At 36.2% G+C, this 25,597-nt stretch carries 27 protein-coding genes, 2 pseudogenes and 1 riboswitch; of the genes and pseudogenes, 17 read left to right on the top strand and 12 right to left on the bottom strand.

Going from position 1 to position 25,597, the window contains the following annotated elements:
- Window positions 1-85 precede the first annotated feature (85 nt).
- The 4 genes from H9650_RS11270 to H9650_RS11255 all read left to right on the top strand — a co-directional run bounded on the left by H9650_RS11270 (window position 86) and on the right by H9650_RS11255 (window position 3,002).
- Window positions 86-628 carry a phage holin family protein gene (locus H9650_RS11270; RefSeq protein WP_191697231.1) on the top strand — a complete coding sequence of 181 codons (543 nt, stop codon included), beginning with the start codon at window positions 86-88 and terminating at the stop codon, window positions 626-628.
- Entirely contained in the window at window positions 625-915 is a 291-nt protein-coding gene (locus H9650_RS11265) for a phage holin (RefSeq protein WP_191697230.1), read from the top strand. The genes H9650_RS11270 and H9650_RS11265 overlap by 4 nt, the downstream gene beginning before the upstream one ends.
- Window positions 903-1,667, top strand: coding sequence for a peptidoglycan recognition protein family protein (locus H9650_RS20900; RefSeq protein WP_225216041.1), 765 nt, complete (start codon window positions 903-905; stop codon window positions 1,665-1,667). The genes H9650_RS11265 and H9650_RS20900 overlap by 13 nt, the downstream gene beginning before the upstream one ends.
- 531 nt (window positions 1,668-2,198) lie before the next feature.
- Complete coding sequence (locus H9650_RS11255) at window positions 2,199-3,002, top strand: DUF6973 domain-containing protein (protein WP_144538360.1); 804 nt, start codon at window positions 2,199-2,201, stop codon at window positions 3,000-3,002.
- Between the two features lie 49 nt (window positions 3,003-3,051).
- On the opposite strand, the gene H9650_RS11250 is transcribed toward H9650_RS11255, so the two are convergent.
- The gene (locus H9650_RS11250) at window positions 3,052-3,303 is read right to left on the bottom strand and encodes a hypothetical protein (RefSeq protein WP_191697229.1); all 252 of its coding nucleotides are present in this window, start codon (window positions 3,301-3,303) and stop codon (window positions 3,052-3,054) included.
- 199 nt (window positions 3,304-3,502) lie between these two features.
- Here H9650_RS11250 and H9650_RS11245 point away from each other — a divergent pair, with 199 nt between their 5' ends.
- The 3 genes from H9650_RS11245 (at window position 3,503) to H9650_RS11235 (ending at window position 7,268) form a co-directional block, all read left to right on the top strand.
- On the top strand, window positions 3,503-3,793 hold the full coding sequence (locus tag H9650_RS11245; protein ID WP_191697228.1) for a hypothetical protein: 291 nt from the start codon (window positions 3,503-3,505) through the stop codon (window positions 3,791-3,793).
- A 439-nt stretch (window positions 3,794-4,232) separates the two neighbouring features.
- Complete coding sequence (locus H9650_RS11240; RefSeq protein WP_144538363.1) at window positions 4,233-4,925, top strand: response regulator transcription factor; 693 nt, start codon at window positions 4,233-4,235, stop codon at window positions 4,923-4,925.
- 138 nt (window positions 4,926-5,063) lie between these two features.
- Window positions 5,064-7,268, top strand: a complete 2,205-nt coding sequence (locus H9650_RS11235; RefSeq protein WP_151111687.1) for a sensor histidine kinase — start codon at window positions 5,064-5,066, stop codon at window positions 7,266-7,268.
- Window positions 7,269-7,624: 356 nt separating this feature from the next.
- On the opposite strand, the gene H9650_RS11230 is transcribed toward H9650_RS11235, so the two are convergent.
- On the bottom strand, window positions 7,625-8,608 hold the full coding sequence (locus tag H9650_RS11230; RefSeq protein ID WP_225216040.1) for a nuclease-related domain-containing protein: 984 nt from the start codon (window positions 8,606-8,608) through the stop codon (window positions 7,625-7,627).
- A gap of 61 nt (window positions 8,609-8,669) precedes the next feature.
- Here H9650_RS11230 and H9650_RS11225 point away from each other — a divergent pair, with 61 nt between their 5' ends.
- Window positions 8,670-9,134, top strand: coding sequence for a DinB family protein (locus tag H9650_RS11225; protein WP_144538365.1), 465 nt, complete (start codon window positions 8,670-8,672; stop codon window positions 9,132-9,134).
- Window positions 9,135-9,137: 3 nt separating this feature from the next.
- Entirely contained in the window at window positions 9,138-9,641 is a 504-nt protein-coding gene (locus H9650_RS11220; protein ID WP_144538366.1) for an AAA family ATPase, read from the top strand.
- A gap of 52 nt (window positions 9,642-9,693) precedes the next feature.
- On the opposite strand, the gene H9650_RS11215 is transcribed toward H9650_RS11220, so the two are convergent.
- From H9650_RS11215 to H9650_RS11190, 6 genes are all read right to left on the bottom strand, one after another.
- Complete coding sequence (locus H9650_RS11215; RefSeq protein WP_154311896.1) at window positions 9,694-9,948, bottom strand: hypothetical protein; 255 nt, start codon at window positions 9,946-9,948, stop codon at window positions 9,694-9,696.
- A 60-nt stretch (window positions 9,949-10,008) separates the two neighbouring features.
- Window positions 10,009-10,650 (bottom strand): response regulator transcription factor, encoded by a 642-nt coding sequence (locus tag H9650_RS11210; RefSeq protein WP_144538368.1) that lies wholly within the window; start codon window positions 10,648-10,650, stop codon window positions 10,009-10,011.
- A gap of 1 nt (window position 10,651) precedes the next feature.
- A complete protein-coding gene (locus H9650_RS11205; protein WP_144538369.1) occupies window positions 10,652-11,725 on the bottom strand; it encodes a sensor histidine kinase in 1,074 nt (357 codons plus the stop codon).
- Window positions 11,722-12,423, bottom strand: a complete 702-nt coding sequence (gene liaF, locus H9650_RS11200) for a cell wall-active antibiotics response protein LiaF (RefSeq protein ID WP_144538370.1) — start codon at window positions 12,421-12,423, stop codon at window positions 11,722-11,724. The genes H9650_RS11205 and liaF overlap by 4 nt, the downstream gene beginning before the upstream one ends.
- A 98-nt stretch (window positions 12,424-12,521) precedes the next feature.
- Window positions 12,522-13,160, bottom strand: a complete 639-nt coding sequence (locus H9650_RS11195) for a PspA/IM30 family protein (RefSeq protein ID WP_144538371.1) — start codon at window positions 13,158-13,160, stop codon at window positions 12,522-12,524.
- A gap of 13 nt (window positions 13,161-13,173) precedes the next feature.
- Window positions 13,174-13,521, bottom strand: coding sequence for a lmo0954 family membrane protein (locus tag H9650_RS11190; RefSeq protein WP_144538372.1), 348 nt, complete (start codon window positions 13,519-13,521; stop codon window positions 13,174-13,176).
- Between the two features lie 161 nt (window positions 13,522-13,682).
- Here H9650_RS11190 and H9650_RS11185 point away from each other — a divergent pair, with 161 nt between their 5' ends.
- From H9650_RS11185 to H9650_RS11175, 3 genes are read left to right on the top strand one after another with little or no spacing between them, the layout of a single operon-like run.
- Window positions 13,683-14,771, top strand: coding sequence for a metallophosphoesterase (locus H9650_RS11185; RefSeq protein WP_191697227.1), 1,089 nt, complete (start codon window positions 13,683-13,685; stop codon window positions 14,769-14,771).
- Window positions 14,771-15,373 (top strand): DedA family protein, encoded by a 603-nt coding sequence (locus H9650_RS11180; protein ID WP_144538374.1) that lies wholly within the window; start codon window positions 14,771-14,773, stop codon window positions 15,371-15,373. Before H9650_RS11185 ends, H9650_RS11180 begins: the two co-directional genes overlap by 1 nt.
- A gap of 9 nt (window positions 15,374-15,382) precedes the next feature.
- The gene (locus tag H9650_RS11175; protein WP_191697226.1) at window positions 15,383-16,210 is read left to right on the top strand and encodes an undecaprenyl-diphosphate phosphatase; all 828 of its coding nucleotides are present in this window, start codon (window positions 15,383-15,385) and stop codon (window positions 16,208-16,210) included.
- Between the two features lie 36 nt (window positions 16,211-16,246).
- On the opposite strand, the gene H9650_RS11170 is transcribed toward H9650_RS11175, so the two are convergent.
- Both H9650_RS11170 and H9650_RS11165 read right to left on the bottom strand, forming a co-directional pair.
- Complete coding sequence (locus H9650_RS11170) at window positions 16,247-17,893, bottom strand: sensor histidine kinase (protein WP_191697225.1); 1,647 nt, start codon at window positions 17,891-17,893, stop codon at window positions 16,247-16,249.
- 2 nt (window positions 17,894-17,895) lie between these two features.
- Complete coding sequence (locus tag H9650_RS11165; RefSeq protein WP_144538377.1) at window positions 17,896-18,597, bottom strand: response regulator transcription factor; 702 nt, start codon at window positions 18,595-18,597, stop codon at window positions 17,896-17,898.
- Window positions 18,598-18,704: 107 nt separating this feature from the next.
- On the opposite strand from H9650_RS11165, the gene H9650_RS11160 reads away from it, so the two are divergent.
- The 4 genes from H9650_RS11160 (at window position 18,705) to H9650_RS11145 (ending at window position 24,123) form a co-directional block, all read left to right on the top strand.
- Window positions 18,705-19,907, top strand: a complete 1,203-nt coding sequence (locus H9650_RS11160) for a DUF418 domain-containing protein (protein WP_144538378.1) — start codon at window positions 18,705-18,707, stop codon at window positions 19,905-19,907.
- 207 nt (window positions 19,908-20,114) lie between these two features.
- A riboswitch (cobalamin riboswitch) is annotated at window positions 20,115-20,293 on the top strand.
- Window positions 20,294-20,451: 158 nt separating this feature from the next.
- Complete coding sequence (locus H9650_RS11155; RefSeq protein WP_144538379.1) at window positions 20,452-22,677, top strand: ribonucleoside-diphosphate reductase subunit alpha; 2,226 nt, start codon at window positions 20,452-20,454, stop codon at window positions 22,675-22,677.
- A complete protein-coding gene (locus H9650_RS11150; RefSeq protein WP_144538380.1) occupies window positions 22,665-23,120 on the top strand; it encodes a flavodoxin in 456 nt (151 codons plus the stop codon). The genes H9650_RS11155 and H9650_RS11150 overlap by 13 nt, the downstream gene beginning before the upstream one ends.
- Window positions 23,092-24,123, top strand: coding sequence for a ribonucleotide-diphosphate reductase subunit beta (locus H9650_RS11145; protein WP_144538381.1), 1,032 nt, complete (start codon window positions 23,092-23,094; stop codon window positions 24,121-24,123). The genes H9650_RS11150 and H9650_RS11145 overlap by 29 nt, the downstream gene beginning before the upstream one ends.
- A gap of 64 nt (window positions 24,124-24,187) precedes the next feature.
- Here H9650_RS11145 and H9650_RS20775 read toward each other — a convergent pair.
- Window positions 24,188-24,355: pseudogene (locus H9650_RS20775) on the bottom strand (LLM class flavin-dependent oxidoreductase); the annotation flags it as partial.
- On the opposite strand from H9650_RS20775, the pseudogene H9650_RS11140 reads away from it, so the two are divergent.
- Window positions 24,356-24,601 (top strand): annotated as a pseudogene (locus tag H9650_RS11140) (isochorismatase family protein); the annotation flags it as partial.
- A 146-nt stretch (window positions 24,602-24,747) separates the two neighbouring features.
- On the opposite strand, the gene H9650_RS11135 reads toward H9650_RS11140, so the two are convergent.
- Window positions 24,748-25,590 (bottom strand): TetR/AcrR family transcriptional regulator, encoded by an 843-nt coding sequence (locus H9650_RS11135; RefSeq protein ID WP_191697224.1) that lies wholly within the window; start codon window positions 25,588-25,590, stop codon window positions 24,748-24,750.
- Window positions 25,591-25,597 lie beyond the last annotated feature (7 nt).

Here is a 25,597-nt window from a genome sequence, read left to right as displayed (position 1 = left end):
ATTTTTAGAACGTCCATAAGGACGTTCTTTTTATTTTATCCATATATCTCGAGGGGGTTGAGAATGATGGAGGGAGAGAGTGTAGGTGACGAGGTTGCAGATAACTGGATTTAAATCTATTGGAGCACTCATAGCAAGTTTTGGAATGTATATGCTCCATATAGTAAACGAGGCCATTGTGGTACTCGTTTTTTTCATGTTGTTAGACATGGTAACTGGAGTATTGAGGTCCTTTTTGACAAAAAGTTGGAATAGTACAGTCGGAATGGCAGGAATCATTAAAAAAGTAGCTATCTTTGTGTTGATAGGAATGGCTGGTGCAGTCGAATATATAGCTTTATCAGCCGGTCAAGATGGTAAGGGGTTAGTAATATTAGCGGTCACAAGCTTTTTCATTGTGAATGAAGGAATATCCATATTAGAAAATTGCGCGCAGATAGGCTTACCAATACCACCTATTCTTTATAACGTCTTAGAAAAACTTCATAAGGATCCAATAGGTAAAGAACAGAGCTTACTAAGACATCCGTCAATGCAGAAAATGGACAAAGTACAGCTGTTAAAAGAAAACGAAGTATTACAGCAAGAATTATTAATAAAAGAAACCAAGGAGGAAGAAAAATTATGAAACTCAACTGGAAAGTACGTTTTAAGAATCCTGTATTTATCTTTCAATTAGTGTTATCAGCACTAATACCACTTTTAGCATCTACAGGCTTAAGATTTGAGGATCTAACTACATGGAGCATAGTTGGGGATTTAATTCTACAAGCTTATAGCAACCCGTTTCTTTTATTTACAATGATTGTTGCTGTATATGCGACACTTAATGACCCCACTACTTATGGCCACTCAGATTCTTCACAAGCAATGAATTATGACATACCTAAGGGAGGAAGCAAATGGTCAAAATAATAGACCTTCGCCAAAAAGTTGCACCATCCAAAACTAGAAGAAACCTTAATCAAATTAAAAAAATAGCGCGTCATCATTCAGCAACAACGAGTGGTGACTATTTTGCTTTTTGGAACAATCGTTGGAAGGGCTTAGGATGGACTAAGGGCGGCTATCATGAAATCATTTTACGTGATGGTACTGTTCAGCTTTGCTATGATCCATACTTTCCGACTAATGGTATTGGCAACCACAATACTGAAACTTATCATATCTGTGTGGTTGGTAATGGTAGTTTCACTGAAGCACAAGAAAGAACATTTGAAAAGCGTTGTTTATTGGCTCTACAAAACTTTGGATTAAGTGTGGAAGATGTGCTTGGTCATAATGAGTTTATTGGTACTGCAACATCGTGTCCTGGGATTAATATGGACAATGTGAGAAAACGACTCAAGAATCTGCAAATACCTGACAAGGCAGTTGGTGGTGTCACGAACACTGATAAAATCATGTGGGGGAAAACGGAGCTTAAAAAAGGTCAAATAGGCAAAATTACAATCCTAAAGCCTATTAATCTGTGGACTGAAAAAGACGGAAAGCTAGTAGAGGTACGTGTATTGAATCCAGGTGAAGAGTATCGAGTATACGGGTATCGTGACGACCATGAAGGTCAATATAACGTAGGTGGGGGTATGTGGGTGACTAAAATGCCAGAACATATCAAATATGAAACTCCATCTACAGCAATGTTAGGACGATTAAATAATAAGTAAAAATTAGCCCTGCTACTTAATTGTAGTAGGGCTTTTTTTGCCATTTCTTATCTGAATCTTCATGACCAACTAAGTACTTCCTCCGATTATTCTTATTTATACAATCTCCCAAATATTGTAAATTTATCTCTATTTATTATTATATCTAGTTGAAGGCCAAACGTAAGCAGCTTTTCTACAAATAAAAAAAAGACTAGCAACATGCTTGCCAGTCTACTTTGAATATCAAATTTTAGATATACTTATTTCTTGGTTTTCTATAAAATAGAATTATGTGACAGTTATCAATGTAATATCTCTTTATTTTTTCTTTCGATTTCAGTGACAAAGTACCTAATTTTCGATTTTTTTAAAAAATAATTTTTTTACTTTAAAATTCTCCTACCTCAACTCCTCCCTAATATTTGTAAAGTTTTTTGAATTTTAGACAAACTAATTCAATATAATCATTTCACTAATAACGGGTAGTATAATTTTTCTAGTAATGTTACTATTTGGAAGTACTGTCAATACAAACTAGGAGATGAAAAAATGAAAGCAAAAAAATCACTAATGTTCTTTGGTCTAGTATTCGGAATGAGTATTTCACTTGTATTACCTTCAGTTCAAGCTTCAGCCTCTACTTCAGCACTTAACCCAGAAGTAGATGTTCAAAGTAAAATTGATTATGGTTATGAAGATTATTTACTTCAAGAAATAATCGAGTTTGAAAAAGCTAATCCTAATCTTTCTCAAGAAGAAATAGATGCTCATTTCTTAAAATTAGCTGAGAAGTATAACCGGAATAACAAGGACCTACAAATCGAACCGAAAAAAAATACTGACACGCCAGATTTTCAAACATATGCAAATGATACAAACTACATTTACAAAGTAGTAGGCGGAGAATGTAATTTAAATTCATTAGAACAAAGTCTATTCAATGCCAATCCTACAAAAGGATTTAAAGCTTGTGTTGCTGGTAAAGAAGCACAAGACTATACACTTCATAAGTTTGGACGAAACGGTCACAACGATAAAACTGATGCCTTCCGTCATTCTGCTTGGAATATAAATATGATTGGTTTTACAGATGACGTTACTTTTACACAAAAGTGGACTAATGCTCATGAAAATGGAGCTACAAATCAACCTGTTATGGAATTTAATATGGATATGCATAATAATGCTCAAGGAAGACTCAAAGCTCAAAAGGCGGGGGTTTCGACTTCAAGTAGCGTGACAGCAGTAAGAAATGTTATAGATCAGGCTTATAAAAGTGGAGACTTACAATATATGCCTAGTTCAACTCAAAGAGTAAATTTCACAGGAAAAAGTTCTGATTACGTAAGATAAAAATAAAAAACTCTATGGACACCCATAATAGGTTCCATAGAGCTTTTTTTTACGAACATTTGGCGATTGCTTTGTCACTATCGTCTTCTTCAACTACCAAATTTTCCTCTTCATCAATTTTATATTTTACTTTTTGATCGTCCAAACACTCAGTCAGGCTATCATTTATATGTTCACTTGAGGTAAAAAAAACATAGTTTTCATTTTCATCATTACACGCTGTCAAAAATAAAAACAGTAGGAGCGTTATCAAAAACTTTTTCTTTTTCAAAAGCTTAGAGGGCTTTAAAGTTCCGTTCATAAATAAACCTCCATTTAAACTAAATCCCTTTTTGGTATTTAATTTACATTAATTTTTCTTTCTCTATCAGTTTAATATTACATACATATAAAGTCAAAAAATAGAATAGATTTTAAATGTACATAGTAGTTCTAAACAACATATTAGCATTCCTAGCTAAGACAATTGAGCCTAGCCTAAAGCCGAATGACCCTCAGTAATGAATACCTCAGCCTCAGATCCGTGCTTTTTACAATCGAATAAGTTTTCTACTTTGTTTCCGATTCTATCAACTTTTTCACTTAATTATTTCTTTAATAAATCAATAACAGAATCTGGAGTTGTTCAGTTTACTGAAATTGAGCCAAGGCCGATAGGAGAAAATTTTAAAACTGACATAAAAGGAATTGGAATAAACGATGCTCCTGTTACGTTTATTTTTAATATGATTGAAAGTTTAGATGCAGTGATTTATCAGTTACAAAAGTTGCGGGATATAATGGGGGAATAAGGTAAGTACCAGTGGGAAGAAAGTGGAAGAATTGTAGAAAAAGATAATAATGCAAAGAATTGAGGATGATTAAATTCATAACAAAGAATACCATCAACCAGTGAAAATGGTTGGTGGTATTTTTTGTACAGAAAAGTATAATTTAATCCAAGAGCGATGTATTAAAATTAAATTTAATAATTTGTACCCCAGTGTACCCCACAGGAAATTGCTTTGTACCCCAATTGTACCCCATTTAGAAATGCTGATAACGTCTATAAAATAAACATTAGAATACTGTAAAACACTATAAAGTCAACAAATTCAATGAAACCAACTTAATAAATACAAGTAAATATATAAATTTCTTAAGATTTTCTTCAGAATTATACTGCTGGAATGTTAAGAAATGAAGGTTACAATAAGAAACATAAGAAAGCGATGCGGAGGAGGTATAAGGATGCCTGAGTTTACAGTACTAGTGACGGACGATGATCAAGATATTCGAGATGGAATAGAAATATATTTAAAAAATGAAGGCTACCGTGTATTGAAGGCGGGAAATGGATTAGAGGCACTGGAGCTGTTGGAGGAAAACGAGGTTCATGTCATTGTACTAGACATTATGATGCCTCAAATGGATGGGATTTCTGCTACGTTTAAAATAAGAGAGCAGAGAAATATACCTATTATTATGTTAAGCGCTAAAGCCGAGGATTCAGACAAGATTCATGGCTTGTCTGTTGGAGCGGATGATTACGTGACGAAGCCCTTTCACCCAATGGAGCTTGTAGCTCGAGTGAAGTCTCAACTAAGAAGGTATACAAAGCTTGGGACATATCAAGGGAAACAAGCAACAGTAGAGGTAGATGGACTTATATTAAATCAGGAAGCAAAGGAGCTCTCCGTGGAAGGCGAAGCAGTTAAGCTTACACCTATTGAGTATAAGATTACAGAATTGCTGATGATTAATGCAGGTCGAGTTTTTTCTATTAATGAGATTTATGAGAGAGTATGGAACGAACCAGCTTATAACGCAGAAAATATCGTAGCCGTTCATATTCGAAAAATACGTGAAAAAATTGAGACGGATCCTAAAAACCCAAGATATTTAAAGGTGGTGTGGGGAGTTGGCTATAAAATCGACAAGTAAATGGAGTCTGATATTTTCTATAACTGCTATTTTATGCGGTGCACTTTGCTTATTTTATTGCACAATTCACCTAATTCCCATCATGGATATTAGTAGAACATTTACCGAAGTAATTGAATTAATGAAAGGGGGAGCAAGATGAAACGTCCGCTAGGAAAAGTAGTTATATTGAGTGTGTTAGCAGTAATAGCAATTGGTGCTCTATACACTCTCACAAATAAAGCTAAAGAGTACGTTGGTACTTCTTATTTTGATAGTTATGATTTTCAACAAGAGTTAAGTGAATATGAATCTGCACTAGTCCCATTAGTATTGGCCGTTCCAGATATAGAAGAAGTGAAGAAAAGTATAACAGTGTCCTCTAGTGAAATTGAAGAGTATCGTAATCGTTTTGGAAATTTAGAGGAGCAAATTTATTCAATTGAGCAAAATTATGAGGAAAGAATAAATTCCACAAAAACAGAGGAAACCTCAATTGATGGTGCGGCACAGGAGCAACCCGAGGAAACCTCACTAAAAGAAGGTATAATAGCAGAACGTGATGCAAAGATTGCCGATATTAGAAAGAACTTTGAAAGCGACGAATATGTAGAAGATAAGATTCGAAGAGAAAAAGAAGAAGAAGTGGATGCTTACTTTCGAAACTTAACTAAGGCCAAGAATAGATTTCTCATTGAAAGAGATGATTTTAACTACGAATTAAAAAATATAGAAACAGGCGAAGTATTTACCAATGGTGATATTGGGAAGAAAAATGCATTTAAGAAAGTGTTCTCTAGTGATAATGGATATTTAAAGAAAAGTAACGTTTATGATTTAGCAGAAATGGAACGTAATTATTATGATGGTGAAGAGTGGGATCTGAGAGATGCCATTGGAGATCAGTATTCTCGTTTTGAAGGCACAATTGCCATATCTGAAGCAAGTATGCTAAGTGGAAATAGAGCTGATCAATACAATTACTTTAAAACACAACAGCTAATATTCTACGGAGTCATTGTTATAGGGGCTCTTTCAGCAATATTGTTTGTTTCCTTATGGAGGAAGAATCGAGATACATTCCAATTTGAGCCTGGGCGAGAAAAATTTCAGAGTTTACCAATTGATGTTCGTTTTGTGTTAGTTTTCGTTAGTGCTTATCTAGCAATCCTATTTTCTAAGGAAGCAATGCTATCAATCTTTTATTATGGCGGATATGACATTCCAATTGGTAGTTTTATTGCAGCAGTTATATTAACGGCATTAACCTTATATCAATTGCCATGGCTGAAAAATTCATTTAATACAGCAGATTGGAAAAATAGCTTAACAGTAAGTTGGATTAATTCATTAGAAGGTTTCTTCCTGAGACGTTCTATTGGGGTACAAACGATTATTCTGTTAGTAGTGATTTTCTTCTGGGGATTTGGAACAATGTTAACCTTTCAGTTTTGGGAGTTAATTTTAGTTTGGATTCCAGCTACATTATTTATCGGTATTCCGGTATTGGGTATTTTAACTTCTCGGATGGCTTACTTGAACAGGATAATAGGAAAGACAGAAGAGATGGTTAAAGGTAACAATGGAACGGAAATAAAAGTAAAAGGCAAATCACCAATAGCAGAGCTTGCAGCTAATGTTAATGAGCTAAGAGGTCGTGTGCAATCCTCTCAAACAGAGCAGGTGAAGAGTGAACGATTGAAGACCGAGCTAATCACAAATGTCAGCCATGATTTGCGTACACCTTTAACTTCTATTATTACGTACACTGACCTATTGAAAAATCCCGATATTACGGAGGAAGAGCGAGCTTCTTATATAGCGATTTTAGACAAAAAGTCATTACGTTTAAAAACATTGATAGAGGATCTATTTGAAGTATCCAAAATGGCTACAGGAAATATTGAATTAGACAAACGTAAGGTAGATTTAACCCAGCTTTTGCAACAGGCAGTTGCCGAGCACCAGGAGGATATTGATAAATCAGGTCTCGATTACCGAGTAACTATCGGCACAAAACCGATCATGTCCTACGTAGATGGTCAGAAATGGTGGAGAGTTCTAGACAACCTTATTATTAATACGTTGAAGTACTCCCTACCTAACACACGGGTCTATATAAATTTAGATCAGGTGGATGGATACGCGGTGTTTGTTATTAAAAATATAGCTAAATATGAGCTAGGTGATGATGTGGCAGAACTTACTGAGAGATTTAAGCGCGCCGACACATCTCGTCATACAGACGGCTCTGGTCTAGGGCTTGCTATTGCACAATCCATCGTAGACCTACATGGCGGAATTCTAAGAATGGAAGTAGACGGAGACTTGTTTAAAGTTACGGTGAAAATACAAACAATCTAGTTAGAAAATGTAACCCCCCTCCTTTTGTGGAGGGGGTTTTTAGTATGAAATTAAGGAGCAGGAAGTGCATTGTAGTAAAGTAGCGTGTAATTGTAGTAAAGTAGCGTGTAATTGTCGTAAAGTAGAGCTTGATTGTAGTAAAGGAGCTCCGGATTGTCGTAAAACTGTCTCGAAGTAAGGAGCAGGAAATGCATTGTAGTAAAGTAGCGTGTAATTGTCGTAAAGTAGAGCTTAATTGTAGTAAAGGAGCTCCGGATTGTCGTAAAACCATCTCGAGAGAAGGAATAGGAATTGGAAATGAGACCCTAATCCAACCACACTCTGTAAACATATGTATTATTCAGAGACAGTGGCATTTATCTTTTTTGGATTACATAATATCTGCTTCTCGTGTTGTTTACCGGATATAATCTAGAGGTCTTCATTAAGTATGACGCCATATGCTTATCTTTAAGATTCAGGAAGTCCACACACTCTTTGTTAGAGATAGATTCTTTATACAAATAAAACCAGTCCTCTAATGCTTGATGCTGCATTATTTTTTTTATTGTTCCACAAGTAGGGCAATTACCTTCTACAAATTGAAAGCATTGTGAACATAGCGTTCCTCGTTTTATATCTGTAAGTTCCAACGGATAGCTATGAGATAGAGGCTTCGGAATAAACTCTGTCGAATTTGTCATTAGATATTTTATTAGTTGTTGAAATTTAGTAATGGATAAGACATCAGGGAGTGCATTGAGTGAATCGATGTGGGTGGCAATATCGCAGCCCATAACTGCTTTCACTTGTTTAGGAGGTTGTGCCACTATAGTTTTGGTAGATGCAAATACAATAAAAGATTTAATTGGAATTTGAATTTTTAGGGGATGTAGTAGTAAAGCTAGCTTTTGGGTATTGCGTATTACTTGTTGCTCGGGACATTTAAATGCAGTGATTTGGTCGTCGATTTCTCGTATAAGTTGTTCGGGATTTCTTTGGAAGGAGATTTTCCCGCGAATATTTTTGACTTCAAGGATTGCTAAATACTTTGGGGTAAGAATCATGGTGTCTATTTGAAGATAGATGGAATCAGAAATAGAAAAGTGGAGGTCTTTTAAAATTGAGTAATGCTTAGAAAAGGGGCTCTGTTTTAAAAAATTATCAACGTAAGTCTCACCAGCATAACCAGCTTTAAGACTGTAAATCCGATTTTCTATGTGCGGTATTAGTGGATGTTGAATAGAAAGACGATGAATGGAACGCTTGTAAACTTCGATTGTTTTAGGAATACTTCGTGGTTGGTCTATATTAATCTCTCCTTTCTTGTAAAAGATACCACCTAGTAAAATATAAAACAAGTAGTAGGAGACAGAATTTTCCCATAAATGATATACTCAAATTAAAAAGAGGTGGGAAGTCATGGAATCTTTATACCAACTTAACTTTGCGAGAATCTATACACTAGGAAGGATCAAACAGTGCAAGGAAGATATGTGGGATATAAAGCCTAAAGGATTCTCCAACACCGTTCGATGGAACGTAGGCCACATCTATGTACAAATGGAAATATTGGTTCAAAAAGCAATTCCAACCTACAGTATTGTTCATCCCGAATGGATACAATTTTTTGCTCCAGGGACAGATCCGGATGAATGGCAGGAGGTCCCACCTTCAAAGGAAGAACTAATAGTTAGTTTAAAAGACCAGCTAGACCGTATACTGGCCCTTTTAGCACCTAATCTTCAGGATTACTTAATTGAAACGTTAGAAATAGGAAATCTACATAGCATGGAAACAGTAGAAGCAATTGTCCAATTCATTGTTTGGCATGAGGGGGTTCATGCCGGAGTCATTCATTCTATCAATCAAGCAAATGCGGTGTAAAATATGAAAATATATATTGTAGGCTCTGTAGGAAGTGGGAAAACAACACTTGCTCGCCAGTTGGCACAACATTATAGAATTCCGCATTTTGAAACAGATAACTTTGTTTGGACTAGAAATCATCAAGGGCAAGGGGATATTAGGAATTCTGTGGAAAAAAGGGATGAGCTGCTAAAAGAAGCAGTTAACCTCGACCAATGGATAATCGAGGGTGTACATATAGATTGGACGGATCCAGGATTAGAAGCTTCCGATTACATTATTTTTTTAGATATTCCTGTGTCTATTAGGTATTTCCGAATTACAAAGAGGTATGCCCGTCAAGTGCTTAGATTGGAAGAGGCTAACTACCAACCGACCTTTTCTATTTTTCTAAAAATGTTTCAATGGACAAGCTACTTTGAAAAACAGATGAAACCAGAATTTTTAAAGAAGTTTAGTAAGTATGAGATGAAAGTGGTACTACTAACAAAAAATGATTTATCAGTAGTTCAAAAAAATATATAGTTTTACTGACACTGCTAAAACAGACAAAAAGATGACCCTCTTATGTATAGGGTCATCTCTTTCTTTTTAATGCTTCAAGTTCGTTAATGACGTAGTCTAATTTTTTTTCTATTTGAGAAAGCTGAAGTTTTTGATTGCTCTTAGATTTTTTTTCGGATTGCTCTTCTTCTAAGTTTTCTTGGAGGGTAATTCCTTCTCCAATCGTGCCAATAAGAAAACCTAATGTCACGACGACAGAGCCCAAGAAGTCCAAAGTTGCGCCTAAGTTTGGTTGCTCACTGGATTTGTCGTTGTTTTTGGGATTCATATGTTGTCTATCATCCTTTGGCTGTCTTTTTAATAGCATATGACAGCTCGAGAGGATTGGTTATTTTTTTGTAGAGACTAACTTATGCTCATACGCATAAATGACAGCTTGAGTTCGATCATTGACCTCCAGCTTAGATAATATGTTGCTTACGTGTGTTTTTGCAGTTTTTAAAGCAATGTATAAAGTGTCCGCTATTTCCTGATTAGTTTTACCTTCAGCCATGAGAAGAAGTACCTCTCTTTCTCGATCGGTTAAATCTTCATGTAGTGCATGCCCGGAGCCTTGGCGCATTCGCATCATCATTTTATTGGTTACCTCTGGCTCTAATACGGCATTCCCACTTAAAGTTTTACGAATAGAATCAGCTATATGAGAAGCTTTAGATGTTTTCAATAAATAGCTGATTGCTCCTGCCTCTAGTGCGGGGTATACCTTGTCATCGTCTATAAAACTAGTGACAACCATTACCTTTGCTGTGGGCCATTTTTGTATAATTTCCCGAGTTGCCTCTGCACCGTTTAAAATAGGCATGACCATGTCCATAAGGATGATGTCAGGTCTGTGCTCAAGAGCCAAGTCAACGGCCTCTTGACCATTCACGGCCTCCGCAACGACCTCCATATCTGGCTGTGCCTGTAAGTATGCCGAAACCCCAATTCGTACCATTTCATGATCGTCAGCTAACAAAATGCGTATCATTCTATTCACTCCTCTCTGCGGTTGTAATTTTTTCTAAATTTATCGGTTGGGCTACTGGCTTTTCAATCGGCAGTTTAACTTCTACAATTGTCCCTTGAGAAGGAACAGATACTACCTTACAAGTAGCTCCAATTTCAACAGCACGTTCTCTGACACTTTGAATTCCGTAAGAGCCATTTTTACCTTCTCCTACTTCAAAGCCAACCCCGTTATCCTGTACACGGAAAATGGCAAGATTGTCTCTTTCAACGAATAGAATGTCTACTTCAGTTGCTTTAGCATGTCTTAACGTATTTGATAGAGTTTCCTGTGCAATACGGAATAAATGATCCTCAGCGCCTTTAGATAAGGAAACCTCTTCTAATCTGTATCGAATAGTAAAAAACACTTTCTCCTGAAGCTCCTGAAGTAACTCTTCTAAGCCTTCCTTCAGGGTTTTATTGTGTAGAGCGGCAGGACGTAAATGAAGAAGTAAAGCACGCATTTCTAATTGGGCCTGTTGCACAATTTTTTCCGTTTGCATTAATGTCTTTGGCACTTCTCCATTTTTAGCTTCCTCTATTTCAACCATAGTAGAGAGGAGCATGGAGGCTGCAAAGAGCTGCTGAGATACAGAGTCATGAAGCTCTCTAGCCAGTCTTTGTCTTTCTTGGACTAGTCTTTCCTGAATAATTCTGTCCTGGGTTTCTGCCTTTTCGTTGGTAATACGTTGCAATGTTTTTCGCTGAGTTAATATTAGCTGTTCCAGTTGGGTAACAGTCGCCTGCATTCGCTTTGTTTGAGTATATTTCTTCTTGCTCGGTTCAAAGGTTTCTGCAAGTAAAGGTCGTAGGCTCGTTTCTATTTTCTTTTCTTGGCTTCGTACCTTTTGGAGTGTGTTCAATGAAAAACCAAAGCTTATGAAGGCTAGAACAAATACAATCCACACACCAAAAGGGATTTGGGCATAGGTCGTCTCTAATAACGACAACCATGCCTCTTCATTAGGCCATCCCCAAATAACATACAAAAGCAAAGCGATAATAATAACTAAATAGGTAAAGATGGAGATTCCTTGCCCCAAAAATATTCTCATTTCCGGATCACCTCGATATCTCCAATCCAAGTAGAAACAGTAATCACTAGCTCAGCAGAATGAGCAACATCTTCCGAATACCCATCCTTTACAAGAACGGTTTGGTTCCACAAACGACGAGCACCACGAGAAAGAATATGGGCTTCGCCGATAACGGTAGTATAATGTATGCGGACTGGGATCTCATATGGTACATAAATAGTGACCTTACCTAAAGACTGACGAATAGAAATAAGGGAGGTACCCTTTGGGAGCACCGTTTCCGTCACGTCGATCAAGTAGTCACCGTAAAAGCTTTGCACATGTACATCTTGCCATTCATAGGCTTGAAATGGAGTAGACTGTGATGTGAATAGCTTATTTTGAATAATACTATTCGGTGTTTCTTCATATACCGTTCCAAATGGTTTAATCACCTGGCTGATGGGTTCATTTTTCCAAAGCTTATAAAGGGAATAAACAATGATGGCTACTAAAAATAATCGTAGACTCCACATCGAAAAGACAGCCAAAATAAGAAAAATAAAACCTAGCCAGAAAATATACTTAGACTGCTTTCGCAAGCTAAAGTACATCATTCCTATGCCAAGAAGGACTAATATAATATTGCCATTCCCAAATATAGTAGCTTCTATAAAAATGAGAAAAACAAAACAAATAAGAAAAAAAGCTAGCTTGTTTGTTTGGTTTTCTTTCATGCTTGTATTCTCCCTTCTTCGCATAGTAATGCATGAGAAGGAGAAGGCGCTTGCCTTCTCCTCATTAGTCCTAAAAAATGGACAACCTTTTCTATATTTTACACAATTTCAGCCTTTGGTTGTTCGTTTTTTTCTAATTGTTCTAAACGTTGTTCCATTGAAGTGATTTCATGCTCTTTTTCGATCTTCTGTCCTAGACGTTCAATGTATTGCTCCATGTCTTGGAAAGTACCAAAGTTTTTCTGTGTTTCTTCAGGCTTTAATAATTGATCCATTTGGTGGTGGGCGCGAGTTACATTTTCTTTCCCCATCAGCTGTAATTGTCGGACCTTCATATCTTTCACCTTGTGTTTCATCTCTTCATACTTACGTTCTAATCCAAAGAGCTCCTCCATTGTTTGACGAATGCTGTTTTGTAAAGTTTTAGCACGCTCGTTATAAGCATTTACCTCAGCTTGAGCAAAGGAGATTAGATCCTCTTCGCCTGTAGCGGTAGCTAGCTCCACTTGTTTTTGACGTTTCTCTGCCATTTGTAATGTTTCTGTTAATTCTTTTTCAAGCTCTAATTTTAGTTTGCCTTGGCGCTCTAACCATTTACCTGTTTGTTCAGTTTGCTTTTCCGCTTCACGAATGTATTGGTTAAGCATAGCAATTGGGTTTTTTTCCTCTTTTTTATCAAATAATCGGTGTAGATCTGCTTCGACTGAATACTTTAATCGTTGTAGTAATGATGTCATGATAGTTTCCTCCTTATTTGTTAAGTTCGTTCCACTGTTTTTCGAAGTTTACGAATGGGTCATCAGTTTTGGGTATCGAAAGGGAGATGTCGTCCTTTTTCCACTTCTTCCAGATGAAATAAAGTGCGACAATAGATAAGATACCAACAAATCCAGGTATGTTAGAAATAGCTGTTAATAACCCGATAATTCCAACAATTGCCCAAAAGATTTTCAATAAGCTAGAGTCGCTCTTTAGATAAAAATGTACACCTGCAAAGACGAATAGCGCGGATATCCCTAATCCTAACAACGGACCAAGATTCACCAAAGCGACAATTCCAGCGATTATTCCAAGTGTAACTAAACCAAATTTTTTCATATGTTTGTTCCTCCTCTCGTCTGTATATATAGCTTACCAATTCCTTGTGTTTAGCCAAACGGTCTTAAACATGATTTTCTTCTCGGTCTAGAGGCTGAGAAAGAGTAAATTATTCAAATCTGCTATACTAATGGGAAAAGACAAAAATGGAGAATTTCACAATGAAAAAAATTGGCTCTATTATATTAGCTATCATTATATATTCGTCTATTGTTTTTTACTTTGGTTGGAGCGTTTCAACATGGTTAGAAGCTTTCTTTACCATCAATTCTTGGCTGTTTTTAGTTATCTGGTTCTTATTTGCTTTTGCGATTATTATCGCAAGGCTTGACCACAGACTTAGAACTTTTAGTATAATAGGTTCTTATTGGCTTATCGTCATGCAATATGGGATTCTCCTTTTTCCTGTTGCAACTATATTTGCATGGGTTTTTCCAGGGCAGTTAAAGCTGATAGGTGGGATTGTTTTATTATTTTTTGTGTTAATAATGCTACTAGGAACATATAACGCTTTCTCGCCAGTTGTTCGCGAGCTTAAAATTACCATGCCAAAAAAGGATGCATCAGTGGACAGTCTAAAAGTTGTCGTTGCATCTGATTTCCATCTTGGCTTATTGTCCAATAAAGCGCATTTAATGCGATTTGTAAAAAAATCAAATGAACAAAATCCTGATCTTGTCTTATTGGTTGGAGATTTAGTGGACGATGACCCGATTTGGTTTGTAAAAAAAGGCATGTCCGAGGTGATGAAGCAGCTACGATCAACGTATGGTAATTATGGGGTTTTGGGAAATCACGAATACTACGGAAAGAAAATTCCACTCTTAATAGAAGAAATGGAAGCATCTAGTGTGCAAATGCTATTAGATGAAACAATCTTAGTGGCAGATACGTTCTATTTGACAGGACGTGAGGATTTAACAAATAGAAATCGAAAAGAGTTATCTGAATTGGCTCCAAAAGAAAAGAATTTACCTTGGTTTGTGATGGATCACACACCTTCCAATTTACTTATACCAGAGAAAGAAAGGGTAGACTTTCATGTTTCTGGCCATACGCATCGTGGACAAATGTGGCCGAATCATTTGTTTACTCAAAGAATTTTTGAGCTGGATTATGGGTATAGGGAAAAAGGGAGTATGCACGCGATTGTATCTTCTGGTTTTGGATTTTGGGGACCACCAATTCGACTAGGTAGTCGATCAGAGCTTTGGTCGATTGAGATTAAGTTAGAGGATGTGGAAGTTTAATGGAAGCCTGGATCACAGAATGGATGAACCAGTTTGGATATTTTGGCGTATTTTTATTGATTTTATTAGAGAATGTTTTTCCGCCAATCCCTTCTGAGGTCATTTTAACGCTCGGAGGATTTATGACGACATCTACTTCCATGACCAAGCTAGGTGTTATTTTGGCAGCTACAGCAGGGTCAGTGATAGGGGCAGCCATTCTATATGGGATTGGTTTGTTATTAGATGTAGAGCGTTTAGAGAAGATTGTAAAGAAATACGGTAAATTCTTGAGATTGACTGTAAAAGATATTCATAAGGCAGATGCCTGGTTTGATAAATACGGCGTATGGGCAGTATTTTTTGGACGACTTATTCCATTAGTAAGAAGCCTGATTTCTATTCCTGCAGGGATGTCAAACATGAAGTTTTGGCTGTTCCTTCTATTTACTACTTTAGGTACTCTTATTTGGAATACTATTTTAGTTTCAGTAGGATCAGCAGTTGGTGAAAATTGGGAAGATATCGTAGGGTATATGGATATCTATTCGAACGTAGTTTATATTATTTTAGCAATTGTAGGTATTGCATTTTTAGTATGGTATTTTAAAAAACGTGACTAAGGAGATCTTATGGAAATTCTAGAATTATTTAAAGCACTAATATTAGGTTTTGTAGAAGGTATGACAGAATTTGCTCCAGTATCATCTACGGGTCATATGATTATTGTGGATGATATGTGGCTGCAAACAAAAGATTTTTTAGGGGAATATTCAGCAAATACATTTAAAATTGTTATTCAACTTGGGTCGATTCTCGCTGTAGTTGTTGTTTTTTGGAAAAGGCTACTAAGTTTAATAGGCTTATATCGAATAAAGGATGCGCCAAAAGGTGAACAGTTAAAACTGACTCACGTAATTGTTGGTCTTATTCCGGCTGGTGTACTTGGTGTGTTATTTGAGGATTATATCGATGAGCATTTATTTACAACAAAGACGGTTTTAATAGGTTTAGTGCTTGGTGCTATTTTAATGATTATAGCAGATAAGTTAGGACCTAAGCATCCGAAAACGAATACACTAGACAAGATTACATATAAGCAGGCGATTCTTGTAGGGCTTATACAATGTCTATCATTATGGCCAGGGTTTTCTCGTTCTGGATCAACTATTTCCGGTGGGGTATTATTAGGGATGAACCATAAAACGGCGGCAGATTTTACTTTCATCATGGCTGTGCCGATTATGGCAGGGGCAAGCTTCCTTTCTCTTTTGAAAAACTGGGAATATGTAGAGATGGATCACATTGGCTTCTATGCAGTGGGCTTTGTCAGCGCATTTGTTTTTGCATTAATATCGATACGCTTCTTCTTGAAACTGATCGATAAAGTCAAGTTAACTCCGTTCGCAATTTATCGTATTGTATTAGCTGCAGTACTAGCAGTTATTATATTTTTATAAGAAAAACAAAAAGCATTGGGAGCTCCCAATGCTTTTTTATTCTATTGGAAAAGTGACGGTCACTAGTGTTCCTATTTTTGAGGATTCTACTAGTATCGTTCCGTTATGTGCTTCTATTAGTTGCTTGGAGATTGCTAAACCAAGCCCAGTGCCCGAAATTTCAGAGGTAGTATTTGTACCTCTATAATAACGGTTAAACAAGTTGTCTAAAGCTACCTTTGGAATACCAGGTCCCTCATCTCGGATGACCAGACAGGCTAAGCTATCTTTTTCATAAATTTCTAAGTGTACCTTGGTGCCCTTCGGAGTATGTTTTACTGCATTTCCTACAAGATTGTCGAGAACCCGTTCAAATAGCTTTGCATCTAAATAGACGGTAATATCCTTGTTTCCTATAGGTTCTTGAATGTCATTCCAATCACAGGCGTAAACATAGGACCTTAAAAAATCAAAGAGATTCAACTTTTCTTTGTTAAGTTGAATCGCATCGTTTTTCAACTGGTAAGTATATGTCAAATCCTCGATTAACGCATTCATATAAATAGATTTTTCCTGCATTGTTTTAGCGAAACGTTGTACCTCTATGGGGGTCCATGTGTACTCATTAGATGATAGCATTATAGAATATCCATAAATAGAACTAAGAGGGGTTTTTAAGTCGTGAGAGAGACCAGTGATCCAATCCTCTCTTAGTTTTTCCGTTTTTATTATTTTCTCTTCGTTACTTTTTAATGTATTTGCTAACCTAGCTAGTGACTTGTCCACTTCCTCGTATATACGGTATTTTCGTTTAAATCTACCGGATTTTGGGGAACGTAATCTTTTGTCATTTGGAGGATCGTAGTCCTTTACGCTTAATTTTTCAATTCTATGTAAGAAATATAGTAAGGGACGACCAAATCGATATCCAATCCAAATGGAAAAAAGAATAGTAAAGATAAACAGGAAGAGATGGAACGCTAAAATGGAGAACACTAGCTTTTTCATAGTATCTATTAATGCTGGTTCAAAGGGATGATAATTAGTATTTGGCATTCGTACTACTAGGACTTTTCCGTTTTCCATCGTTTGAAAGGCAGTAATTTCTTTTCTTTCAAAGTAATCCTGACTATTTGTAACTATCTCCATGCTACTTAATGCTTTATATACATCTCCATAAAGGATTTCTTCTCTTATCCCATCTTGGTTATATATTTCAACGGCTGCATCTACAGATGAAAACTCCTTTTTCAGCTCATCGTTCATTTGAATTTTATTATTAATGTAAAGTTTACCGAGCAACAAATCTACAGGTTGGTTTTCTATGAAAAGTAAGAACAGCTGGTCTGTTAACTCCCAAACAGCGTGATCTTGTTTCTGTATGGCAACCCATTCAATAGATAGTATTTCTTGTTCAGTAGTTGCAAGTACTTCGCCTGCTTGGTCTACAAGATATAAATGGCCGGAGTTTTGCTTAGCCAATTTAATAAAGTCCTCCGAAAATACATAGCTGCCATCCGGTTGTTTTGCAATGTCACTTTCTATTTCAAAGGCTTCCAATGCACGAATATCTGAGATAGCTTCCTTTGAAAGCAAATCGAAAATGATATAAGCAAACATTCCAAATGTGACTAAAAATAATACAGCATAAAATACAACAAAATAAACTAAAAATCTTAGAGATATTTTACTTGAAAGTCTCATTACTATTTCTCCTCGTTTAGGAGCTTATAGCCAATCCCTCTAATTGTAATCAGCTGTTTAGGATTACTAGGGTTTTGTTCAATCTTCTCTCGGAGTCTCCGTATATGTACCATGATTGTGTTGTCATCTATATAACTGTCTTCTCCCCAGATAGAAAGAAAAATTTGCTCCTTGGATAAAATCTGTCCGGCGTTTTCACAAAATAGGAGTAGTAAATGAAATAGTTTGCCCGTAACAATGCTTTTTTCTCCGTTCACAGTAAGTTCTGCGCTTCTTTTATCTAACAAAAAATGGCCAAATTTATATACTTTTTCATCGGAAGCTTTAAAGGAAGAAGTATAGCGTTTCATGTGTGCTTTCACTCGAGCAGCTAATTCCAGTGGATTAAAAGGTTTTGTTATGTAATCGTCAGCTCCATTCATAAATCCTCTTATTTTGTCAGCATCACTTTCTTTTGCTGTTAGAAAAAATATAGGAGCATCGGATTTAAAACGAATTTGTTTAGCTAAATCAAGTCCCACTCCATCCGGAAGCATTATATCGAGAATATATAAATCATAATGCATATTGGAAATATAATTACTTGCCTTCTGGTAAGTTTCACAAATATCAATATGTCGAAAATTTTCTTTTCTTAAAATAATTTCTACCATCTCAGCGATAGCAAGCTCGTCTTCAACTATCAAAATATTAGTTTCTTCCATTAGTAAATCACTCCTAGAAATATTTAAGGTTTCTGTAAGGTTAGTTTCAATTTATTATAAGCTTACCATTTTATACTAACTAAGAGATATTTTTAGGAGGTTTCATGATGAAAGAAGAAAGAGTGCGTTTTATAGATGCTTTAAGAGGAATCAGTTTGTTTGGTATATTATTAGCGAATTTGTTAATTTTCCATTACGGTATATGGGGAAAGGAAGAATTAGAGTACTTTACAGCTTCTGCCACAGACAAGACTATTTATGCTATTCTTAAAATAGCAGTAGAAGGTAGTTTTATGCCGATATTCACTTTTTTGTTTGGTTTTTCATTAATAAAACTAGCAGAATCAATTAAAATAAAGAACGGAAAAGTAAAAAGGCATTTATGGAGACGTTTTATATTTCTTTTTATTCTAGGTTTACTTCATTCAACCTATTTATGGGAAGGGGATATTCTAGCCTTTTACGGGTTAATGGGATTATTCCTATTACTTTTTTTAAATAGAAAAAAGAAAACTTTAATTATATGGGGAACTGTTTTGTTTGTATTGACTGGTGCTCTTAGTTATGGAATGGAAGAAAAAAGTAAGGAAGAGTTGGAAAAGCAATCATTATACATAGAAACTACAAATGAAGTCTATCAAAATGGCTCTTATGAGGAAATTAAGCAACACAGAAATACAGAGGATCCACTGTATTTTGAAAGTGAAGGGGAAAAAGTATTTTTTAGCTTGTTTATGCTTTTGTTTGGACCATTGTTGACGTCACCGATGTTTTTGTTTGGTATGGCAGCTGCAAAGGGTGGCTTATTTCTACACATGGAACGAGAACAAAAATGGTATATATTAAGTATGGCTCTTTTGCCAATTAGTTTACTTTTAAAATCTATCGCTATTATTGGAGAAGAAACAAATTGGACAGCAGTTCTATTACAAATGGGTACACAATTACTGTGTATATCCTATATTGGTATATTTGCTATCCTATTTATAAAGTTCTCAGGTAACAAGGTTTTCATTGGTTTTGAAAGTGTTGGGAAACTTTCTTTAACAAATTACATTATGCAAAGTGTTATTTGTACTTTTATCTATTACGGATACGGTTTAGGACAATTTGGCTCTTTGGGCATGCTAAATAGTGTCTTGCTGGGCTTTGTAATTTTTGTTCTACAATGTATAGGTAGCTACTACTACTTGAAGGTATTCAAACGAGGTCCCTTGGAAATGATTCTTCGAATGGGTACAAACCTCTCCTGGAGCGGTCATATGAAAGCTAAGAAAAAGAAGGTAAAGCTGCAAGGTAAGCCTGTATGAATAAATACGAAAGTAAGTTTTCATAATACGGCTACGAAAGCTTATAAAATTTATATAGAATAGAGATTAGAAAGAGCGATTAAAGGGATATGAAATTAGTTTAATGTACAGAAATAAAGCTGTGTATCAAACGTCTAGTCTTTTTACCTATGTACAAGTTTAAACACAATATGTTAGGGTATATAAGTAATCAAAACACAATATATAGTATTTATACGATGAAAAGGTACCGTTATGGTTTAAAAGGGAATTCGGTGAAATACCGAAGCTGTCCCCGCAACTGTAAGTGTGGACGACTGTTGAATATGCCACTGCGATTTTTCGTGGGAAGGCCAGCAGAAGGAAGAAACACGAGCCAGTAGACCTGCCTGTTTATCGGTGAAGCAACACTTTCTTCGGGGGTTGAGAGGTGGGGGCGAGAGACTCTATCTTTGAACGAACGATACGTCTTGTTGTTTCCTACTTTAAAATCGTGAGCGATGACTCAGCCGAAGAGGCTAGAGCCATCGCTTTTTTGTTATGTAAAGACAGGGAGGAATTCTAAATGACCACTATTTCAAACACAGAAAAACAACAGGTACTATACCAATTAACACAGGAGTTTGGGGAAGAAAAGATAGCACCATTAAGGAGGTCACATGACAAGTGGCTACAAAAACACCCAGAGGGCAATATTGCTAGCTGGTCTAAAGCCATGTCCTTAGAGTCGCTGAGCTTTCTTGATGAACATGAACCTTATTGGACATTTGTGGCGGCTCGAATCTATTTAGCAGAAGTATATTCGCAACAAGCGGAACGAAGAAATACAACGGCAGATGCAGTCTATACAAAGTTTGCAGATAACGTTCAAAAGCTATCGGCTAAGGGAATTTATGATTCTCGTATCATAGAAACCTATTCTACAGAGGAATTAGAGCAATTAGCAGAAATCCTCGTTACTGAAAGAGACTTCCTCTTCACATATATAGCTTTAAAAACGCTTTTAGATCGTTATGTAGCGAAGGATTTTGATAAGACTATTGTAGAATTGCCACAAGAACGCTGGATGATTATTGCAATGACGCTAATGAAGGACGAAAAAGAAAACCGCATAGAAAAAATTAAAGAAGCCTATTGGGCGATGAGCAATTTATATATGACGGTTGCTACTCCGACTCTTTCTAATGCAGGAAAGCCACACGGGCAGCTTTCTAGCTGTTTTATCGACACGGTTGATGACAGTCTACAAGGAATTTATGATAGCAACACAGACATAGCCACACTTTCTAAATTTGGAGGAGGAATAGGCGTTTATATGGGCAAGGTCCGTAGCCGTGGCTCTTCTATAAGAGGTTTTGTGGGAGCGTCTAGTGGGGTTCTTCCATGGATAAAGCAACTAAACAATACAGCTGTCAGCGTAGATCAGCTAGGCCAACGTCAAGGTGCAGTAGCTGTTTACTTGGATGTGTGGCATAAAGATATATTTACATTTTTAGATTTAAGACTAAATAATGGCGATGAACGACTTCGAGCACATGATATTTTTACTGGTGTATGCTTGCCAGATTTGTTCATGGAAAAGGTTGATGCAAGAGGAGAATGGCATTTGTTTGACCCTCACGAGGTTCGTCAGCTCAAAGGTTACTCATTAGAAGACTTTTATGATGAAAAACGTGGAGATGGTTCTTTCAGAGAAAAGTATGAAGAATGTGTAATGGATCATCGCCTTTCACGAGAAACAGTTCCAGCAATAGATTTGATGAAGCGAATTATGCGATCCCAGTTAGAAACGGGTGTCCCATTTATGTTTTATAGAGATGAAGTGAATCGCCGTAATCCAAACAAGCATGTTGGAATGATTTATAGTAGTAATCTTTGTACGGAAATTTTTCAAAACCAAAGTGCCACTGAATTTGAATCCATCCAGCTAGAGGACGATGTGATTGTAACTCGTAGAAAACCTGGTGATTTCGTAGTTTGTAACCTTTCTTCTATTAATTTAGGTAAAGCAGTACCAGAGGATGTACTAGAACGATTGATAAACATCCAGGTAAGAATGTTAGACAATGTTATAGATATGAACATGATTCCAGTGCCACAGGCAGAGCGCACAAACGCAAGGTATCGTGGAATTGGACTTGGAACGTTTGGTTGGCATCATTTACTTGCCCTTAAGCAAATTCGTTGGGAATCAGAGGAAGCAGTAGAGCTTGCTGATAATTTATATGAAAGAATTGCCTATTTGACGATTCAAGCTTCCTTAAATCTTGCGAAGGAAAAAGGGGCCTACCCTTTATTCGAAGGTTCTGATTGGCAAACAGGGGCTTATTTTGAAAACCGTCAATATGACGGAGAGGAATGGGTAAGTCTGCGTGAGCAAGTAGCTGAAAATGGTATCCGAAATGGATATTTGATGGCGGTTGCACCAAACTCATCTACCTCCATTTTAGCGGGAAGTACGGCAAGTATTGATCCGATTTTCCAAAAGACCTATTCAGAGGAAAAGAAAGATTATAAAATTCCAGTGACAGTCCCAGATTTAAATTCAGAGACGACATGGTATTACAAATCAGCTTACTTTATCGACCAGCATTGGACGTTAAAACAAAATGCTGCCCGTCAAAGACATATCGACCAAGGTGTTTCGCTAAATCTATATGTTCAAAATACTATTAAGGCTAAGGAATTGTTAGCGCTACACTTAGATGCCTGGAATAGTGGTCTAAAAACAACTTATTATGTACGTTCCACTTCAATAGAACTGGTAGAATGTGAGTCTTGTTCGAGCTAATGAAAACCATCATTTGTTATTTGAGCTATAGCGGGAATACTGAAGAGATAGCTGAACTATTAAAAGTGAATTTAGAGGAACAAGGTTATATGGTGGACATGTATGAAATAGGTGATGGGATAGTGCCACAGCTATCTGCATATGACTTCCTATTTCTAGGAACCTTCACTTGGGACGAGGGTGGTATTCCGGATGAAGTGAAGGAATTTGTTCGAGCAGTGGGCTATAAACCGAAAAATGTCTATATTTTTGGTTCAGGAGACACACAATTCGGTGGCGACGACTTATTTTGCAATGCTGTAAACAAACTAACCGAGTTTTATGCTTGTGAATATGAAGGTTTAAAAATAGAACAATCACCAAGAGGAAGTCAAGAAAAAATAGTTATAAAATGGCTAGAGGGAGTTTTGGAAAATGTTAAAGGCAAAAACATTAGAACCTAGAAACCCAAACAAATCCACAGGGATATTTAATGGGAAATCGAGTGGAATTTTAAACTGGAATGATATAGCTTATCCGCATTGGCATAAAATCTATAAACGCTTACTAGGGAACTATTGGCAAGCAGATGAGATTAATATGTCGAATGATATTAAGCAATTTGATAGCTTAACAAAATCGGAGCAGGAGGCCTATTTGAAAATAATTGGTCTACTTGCTACATTAGATGCGCCCCAGACTCGTACAGCTCTGTTGCTGTCACTTTACGCTACAGATTCATCCGTACAATCTATTATGGCAGTAATCGCGCAGCAGGAAGCTGTACATAATGAAAGTTATTCTTATGTGCTGTCCTCAGTTGTTTCGCTTAATGAACAAAACAAATCCTTCGAATTTGGAAGAACGGATGAGATATTATTAAAGCGCAACCAAAATATTATGAAATACTATAATGAATTTGTGGAGAATCCATCGACAGAAAATATTTTAAAAACATTAACTTACACAACGTTACTAGAGGGTTTATTTTTCTACTCGGGATTTGCCTATTTTTATAACCTTGCACGCTACAACAAAATGGTAGGTACCTCTACAATGATTAGCTATATTAATAGAGACGAACTAGAGCATGGACGATTTATCTCAGAGTTATTCCGTGCTGTACTGGCGGAAAATCCTGAGCTAAATAATGATGACATGATGAACTGGGTGTACGATCAATACAAAGAATCAGTGGAGCTCGAAATAGAGTGGTCAAACTATGTACTCAAGGACATTGAGGGAATTGATTTAGATGATATGCATGGATATATTAAGTACCGCGCTAATAAGATGCTGCGTCTTATCGGTCTTCATGAAATCTACCCAGAGTATGTAGAGAATCCTATGAAATGGATCCGTGCCTATGCGGATAATATAGATGGCACGAAAACAGACTTCTTCGAGCAAAAGTCACGCCAGTATGTAAAAGTTAATGCCATCGATAATGGCTTTGACGACTTGTAAGAAAAGCGCAAATGTCTATATTTAGAGAGGATGTTCGTGACCTACGTCATGAACATCCTCCTTTTTAGTTAATTTTTAAATCAAATAGCTCATCCACAACTTTTTTTAAAATCTCATAAGAATGAATTTCTTTTTTCGTTTCGTATATATTAGATATCACAATGATCTCATCTACTTGATACGTCTGTTGAAATTCAATTATATCCCGACAAATTGTTTCTGCATCCCCCATCTTCAAGAGCAAGGAGTTAAAGAATTAATTGTATGTGGTATGATGTCACATATGTGTATTGATGCAACAGTACGTGCAGCAGTTGAACATGGATATACATGTCAAGTGATTGAAGATGCTTGTGCAACTACGTCATTACAAATTGAAGATAAAATTATTCCCGCTAATCATGTTCATTACGCATTTATGGCCGCATTAAATGGCATCTATGCAACTGTGAAAACAACACAGGCATTTTTAAAATAAAAGAACTTCCTTTTTGGAAAAAACATCTTTTCTTTCACAAGAAGGATATTTCAATAACAAAAAAGGGTGTCCAGAAAAGATAATTTCTGGACACCCTTTATTTTATAACTGTTTTATTTTCGATATAAGTATTCCCAGCATGACCCTTATTGTTGAATGGAGTACTTCTCTCTTATTAAATAGGCAACCCACTTACATTGCGGGTTGTTTTTAATATTTTCCAATAAACCCTTAATAATGGCGAGGCTATTGTTTTCACTTTGTAAGCAATTTTTTAAGAGCTCCAATGATTCTTTTTCAATCGGCTCCTCAATTTCTATTATGAGCTGCTCGATTAATTCAATAATCTGTTTTGAATTATTATCAGTACCTTCAATATGATCCTGTAAGATCTGTGCACTTTCCTTGGTGATAAAAGGAATAGTAGAATACTTAGCTAAGATGTTTGTCTTCTCTACTAGCGATTTAGTGAGGATATCTAGATCTAGTAGAGGTAATTCGTAGATTAAGAAAAGATCCACGTAGACCTTCATAAATCCTTTTATACAAATTAGCAAATCAAACTTAGTCTTTTCATTTTCTAATACCAAATGATCAATTATGTATAAAATAATGTCATTTACCTTACTATCATAATAAGACAATCTATTCAAAAGGTTTTCATTTACTGTATGGGTTTGCTCCTTAAAGAAAATCTTTGCAAAAGTAGAGTTATCTTGAAACGCTTTATTGGTAGTGTAAAAAAATGTAGATAGCATATCATCAGAATGTGAACAATCTTTGACTGATGAGTCAATATCAGCAATTATTTGTTTCATAAAGCAATCTACAAAAGAGATGATTAGTTCATCCTTAGATTTATAAGAAAGGTAGAAGGCACCTTTAGAAATTCCGCAATGGTCAGTAATCTGTTGGACTGATGTAGCTTCAAAACCTTGTTTAGCAAACAGTTCTAACGCTTTATCCATAATTAGTTGTTTCTTTACCATATATAAT

The organism is Psychrobacillus faecigallinarum, from assembly GCF_014836595.1.
Classification (GTDB): Bacteria; Bacillota; Bacilli; order Bacillales_A; family Planococcaceae; genus Psychrobacillus; species Psychrobacillus faecigallinarum.
This window is presented reverse-complemented; position numbering and strand designations above follow the sequence as displayed.

What these genes read in the sequence shown, in the direction of transcription:
- H9650_RS11190 (WP_144538372.1), bottom strand. Translation starts at nt 13,521, where the DNA reads ATGAAAAAATTTGGTTTAGTTACACTTGGAATAATCGCTGGAATTGTC.
- liaF (WP_144538370.1), bottom strand. Translation starts at nt 12,423, where the DNA reads ATGAAAGAAAACCAAACAAACAAGCTAGCTTTTTTTCTTATTTGTTTT.
- H9650_RS11155 (WP_144538379.1), top strand. Translation starts at nt 20,452, where the DNA reads ATGACCACTATTTCAAACACAGAAAAACAACAGGTACTATACCAATTA.
- H9650_RS11210 (WP_144538368.1), bottom strand. Translation starts at nt 10,650, where the DNA reads ATGATACGCATTTTGTTAGCTGACGATCATGAAATGGTACGAATTGGG.
- H9650_RS11175 (WP_191697226.1), top strand. Translation starts at nt 15,383, where the DNA reads ATGGAAATTCTAGAATTATTTAAAGCACTAATATTAGGTTTTGTAGAA.
- H9650_RS11265 (WP_191697230.1), top strand. Translation starts at nt 625, where the DNA reads ATGAAACTCAACTGGAAAGTACGTTTTAAGAATCCTGTATTTATCTTT.
- H9650_RS11160 (WP_144538378.1), top strand. Translation starts at nt 18,705, where the DNA reads ATGAAAGAAGAAAGAGTGCGTTTTATAGATGCTTTAAGAGGAATCAGT.
- H9650_RS11135 (WP_191697224.1), bottom strand. Translation starts at nt 25,590, where the DNA reads ATGGTAAAGAAACAACTAATTATGGATAAAGCGTTAGAACTGTTTGCT.
- H9650_RS11255 (WP_144538360.1), top strand. Translation starts at nt 2,199, where the DNA reads ATGAAAGCAAAAAAATCACTAATGTTCTTTGGTCTAGTATTCGGAATG.
- H9650_RS11195 (WP_144538371.1), bottom strand. Translation starts at nt 13,160, where the DNA reads ATGACATCATTACTACAACGATTAAAGTATTCAGTCGAAGCAGATCTA.
- H9650_RS11235 (WP_151111687.1), top strand. Translation starts at nt 5,064, where the DNA reads ATGAAACGTCCGCTAGGAAAAGTAGTTATATTGAGTGTGTTAGCAGTA.
- H9650_RS11245 (WP_191697228.1), top strand. Translation starts at nt 3,503, where the DNA reads ATGAATACCTCAGCCTCAGATCCGTGCTTTTTACAATCGAATAAGTTT.
- H9650_RS11165 (WP_144538377.1), bottom strand. Translation starts at nt 18,597, where the DNA reads ATGGAAGAAACTAATATTTTGATAGTTGAAGACGAGCTTGCTATCGCT.
- H9650_RS11145 (WP_144538381.1), top strand. Translation starts at nt 23,092, where the DNA reads ATGTTAAAGGCAAAAACATTAGAACCTAGAAACCCAAACAAATCCACA.
- H9650_RS11220 (WP_144538366.1), top strand. Translation starts at nt 9,138, where the DNA reads ATGAAAATATATATTGTAGGCTCTGTAGGAAGTGGGAAAACAACACTT.
- H9650_RS11225 (WP_144538365.1), top strand. Translation starts at nt 8,670, where the DNA reads ATGGAATCTTTATACCAACTTAACTTTGCGAGAATCTATACACTAGGA.
- H9650_RS11250 (WP_191697229.1), bottom strand. Translation starts at nt 3,303, where the DNA reads ATGAACGGAACTTTAAAGCCCTCTAAGCTTTTGAAAAAGAAAAAGTTT.
- H9650_RS11205 (WP_144538369.1), bottom strand. Translation starts at nt 11,725, where the DNA reads ATGAGAATATTTTTGGGGCAAGGAATCTCCATCTTTACCTATTTAGTT.
- H9650_RS20900 (WP_225216041.1), top strand. Translation starts at nt 903, where the DNA reads ATGGTCAAAATAATAGACCTTCGCCAAAAAGTTGCACCATCCAAAACT.
- H9650_RS11215 (WP_154311896.1), bottom strand. Translation starts at nt 9,948, where the DNA reads ATGAATCCCAAAAACAACGACAAATCCAGTGAGCAACCAAACTTAGGC.
- H9650_RS11185 (WP_191697227.1), top strand. Translation starts at nt 13,683, where the DNA reads ATGAAAAAAATTGGCTCTATTATATTAGCTATCATTATATATTCGTCT.
- H9650_RS11240 (WP_144538363.1), top strand. Translation starts at nt 4,233, where the DNA reads ATGCCTGAGTTTACAGTACTAGTGACGGACGATGATCAAGATATTCGA.
- H9650_RS11170 (WP_191697225.1), bottom strand. Translation starts at nt 17,893, where the DNA reads ATGAGACTTTCAAGTAAAATATCTCTAAGATTTTTAGTTTATTTTGTT.
- H9650_RS11180 (WP_144538374.1), top strand. Translation starts at nt 14,771, where the DNA reads ATGGAAGCCTGGATCACAGAATGGATGAACCAGTTTGGATATTTTGGC.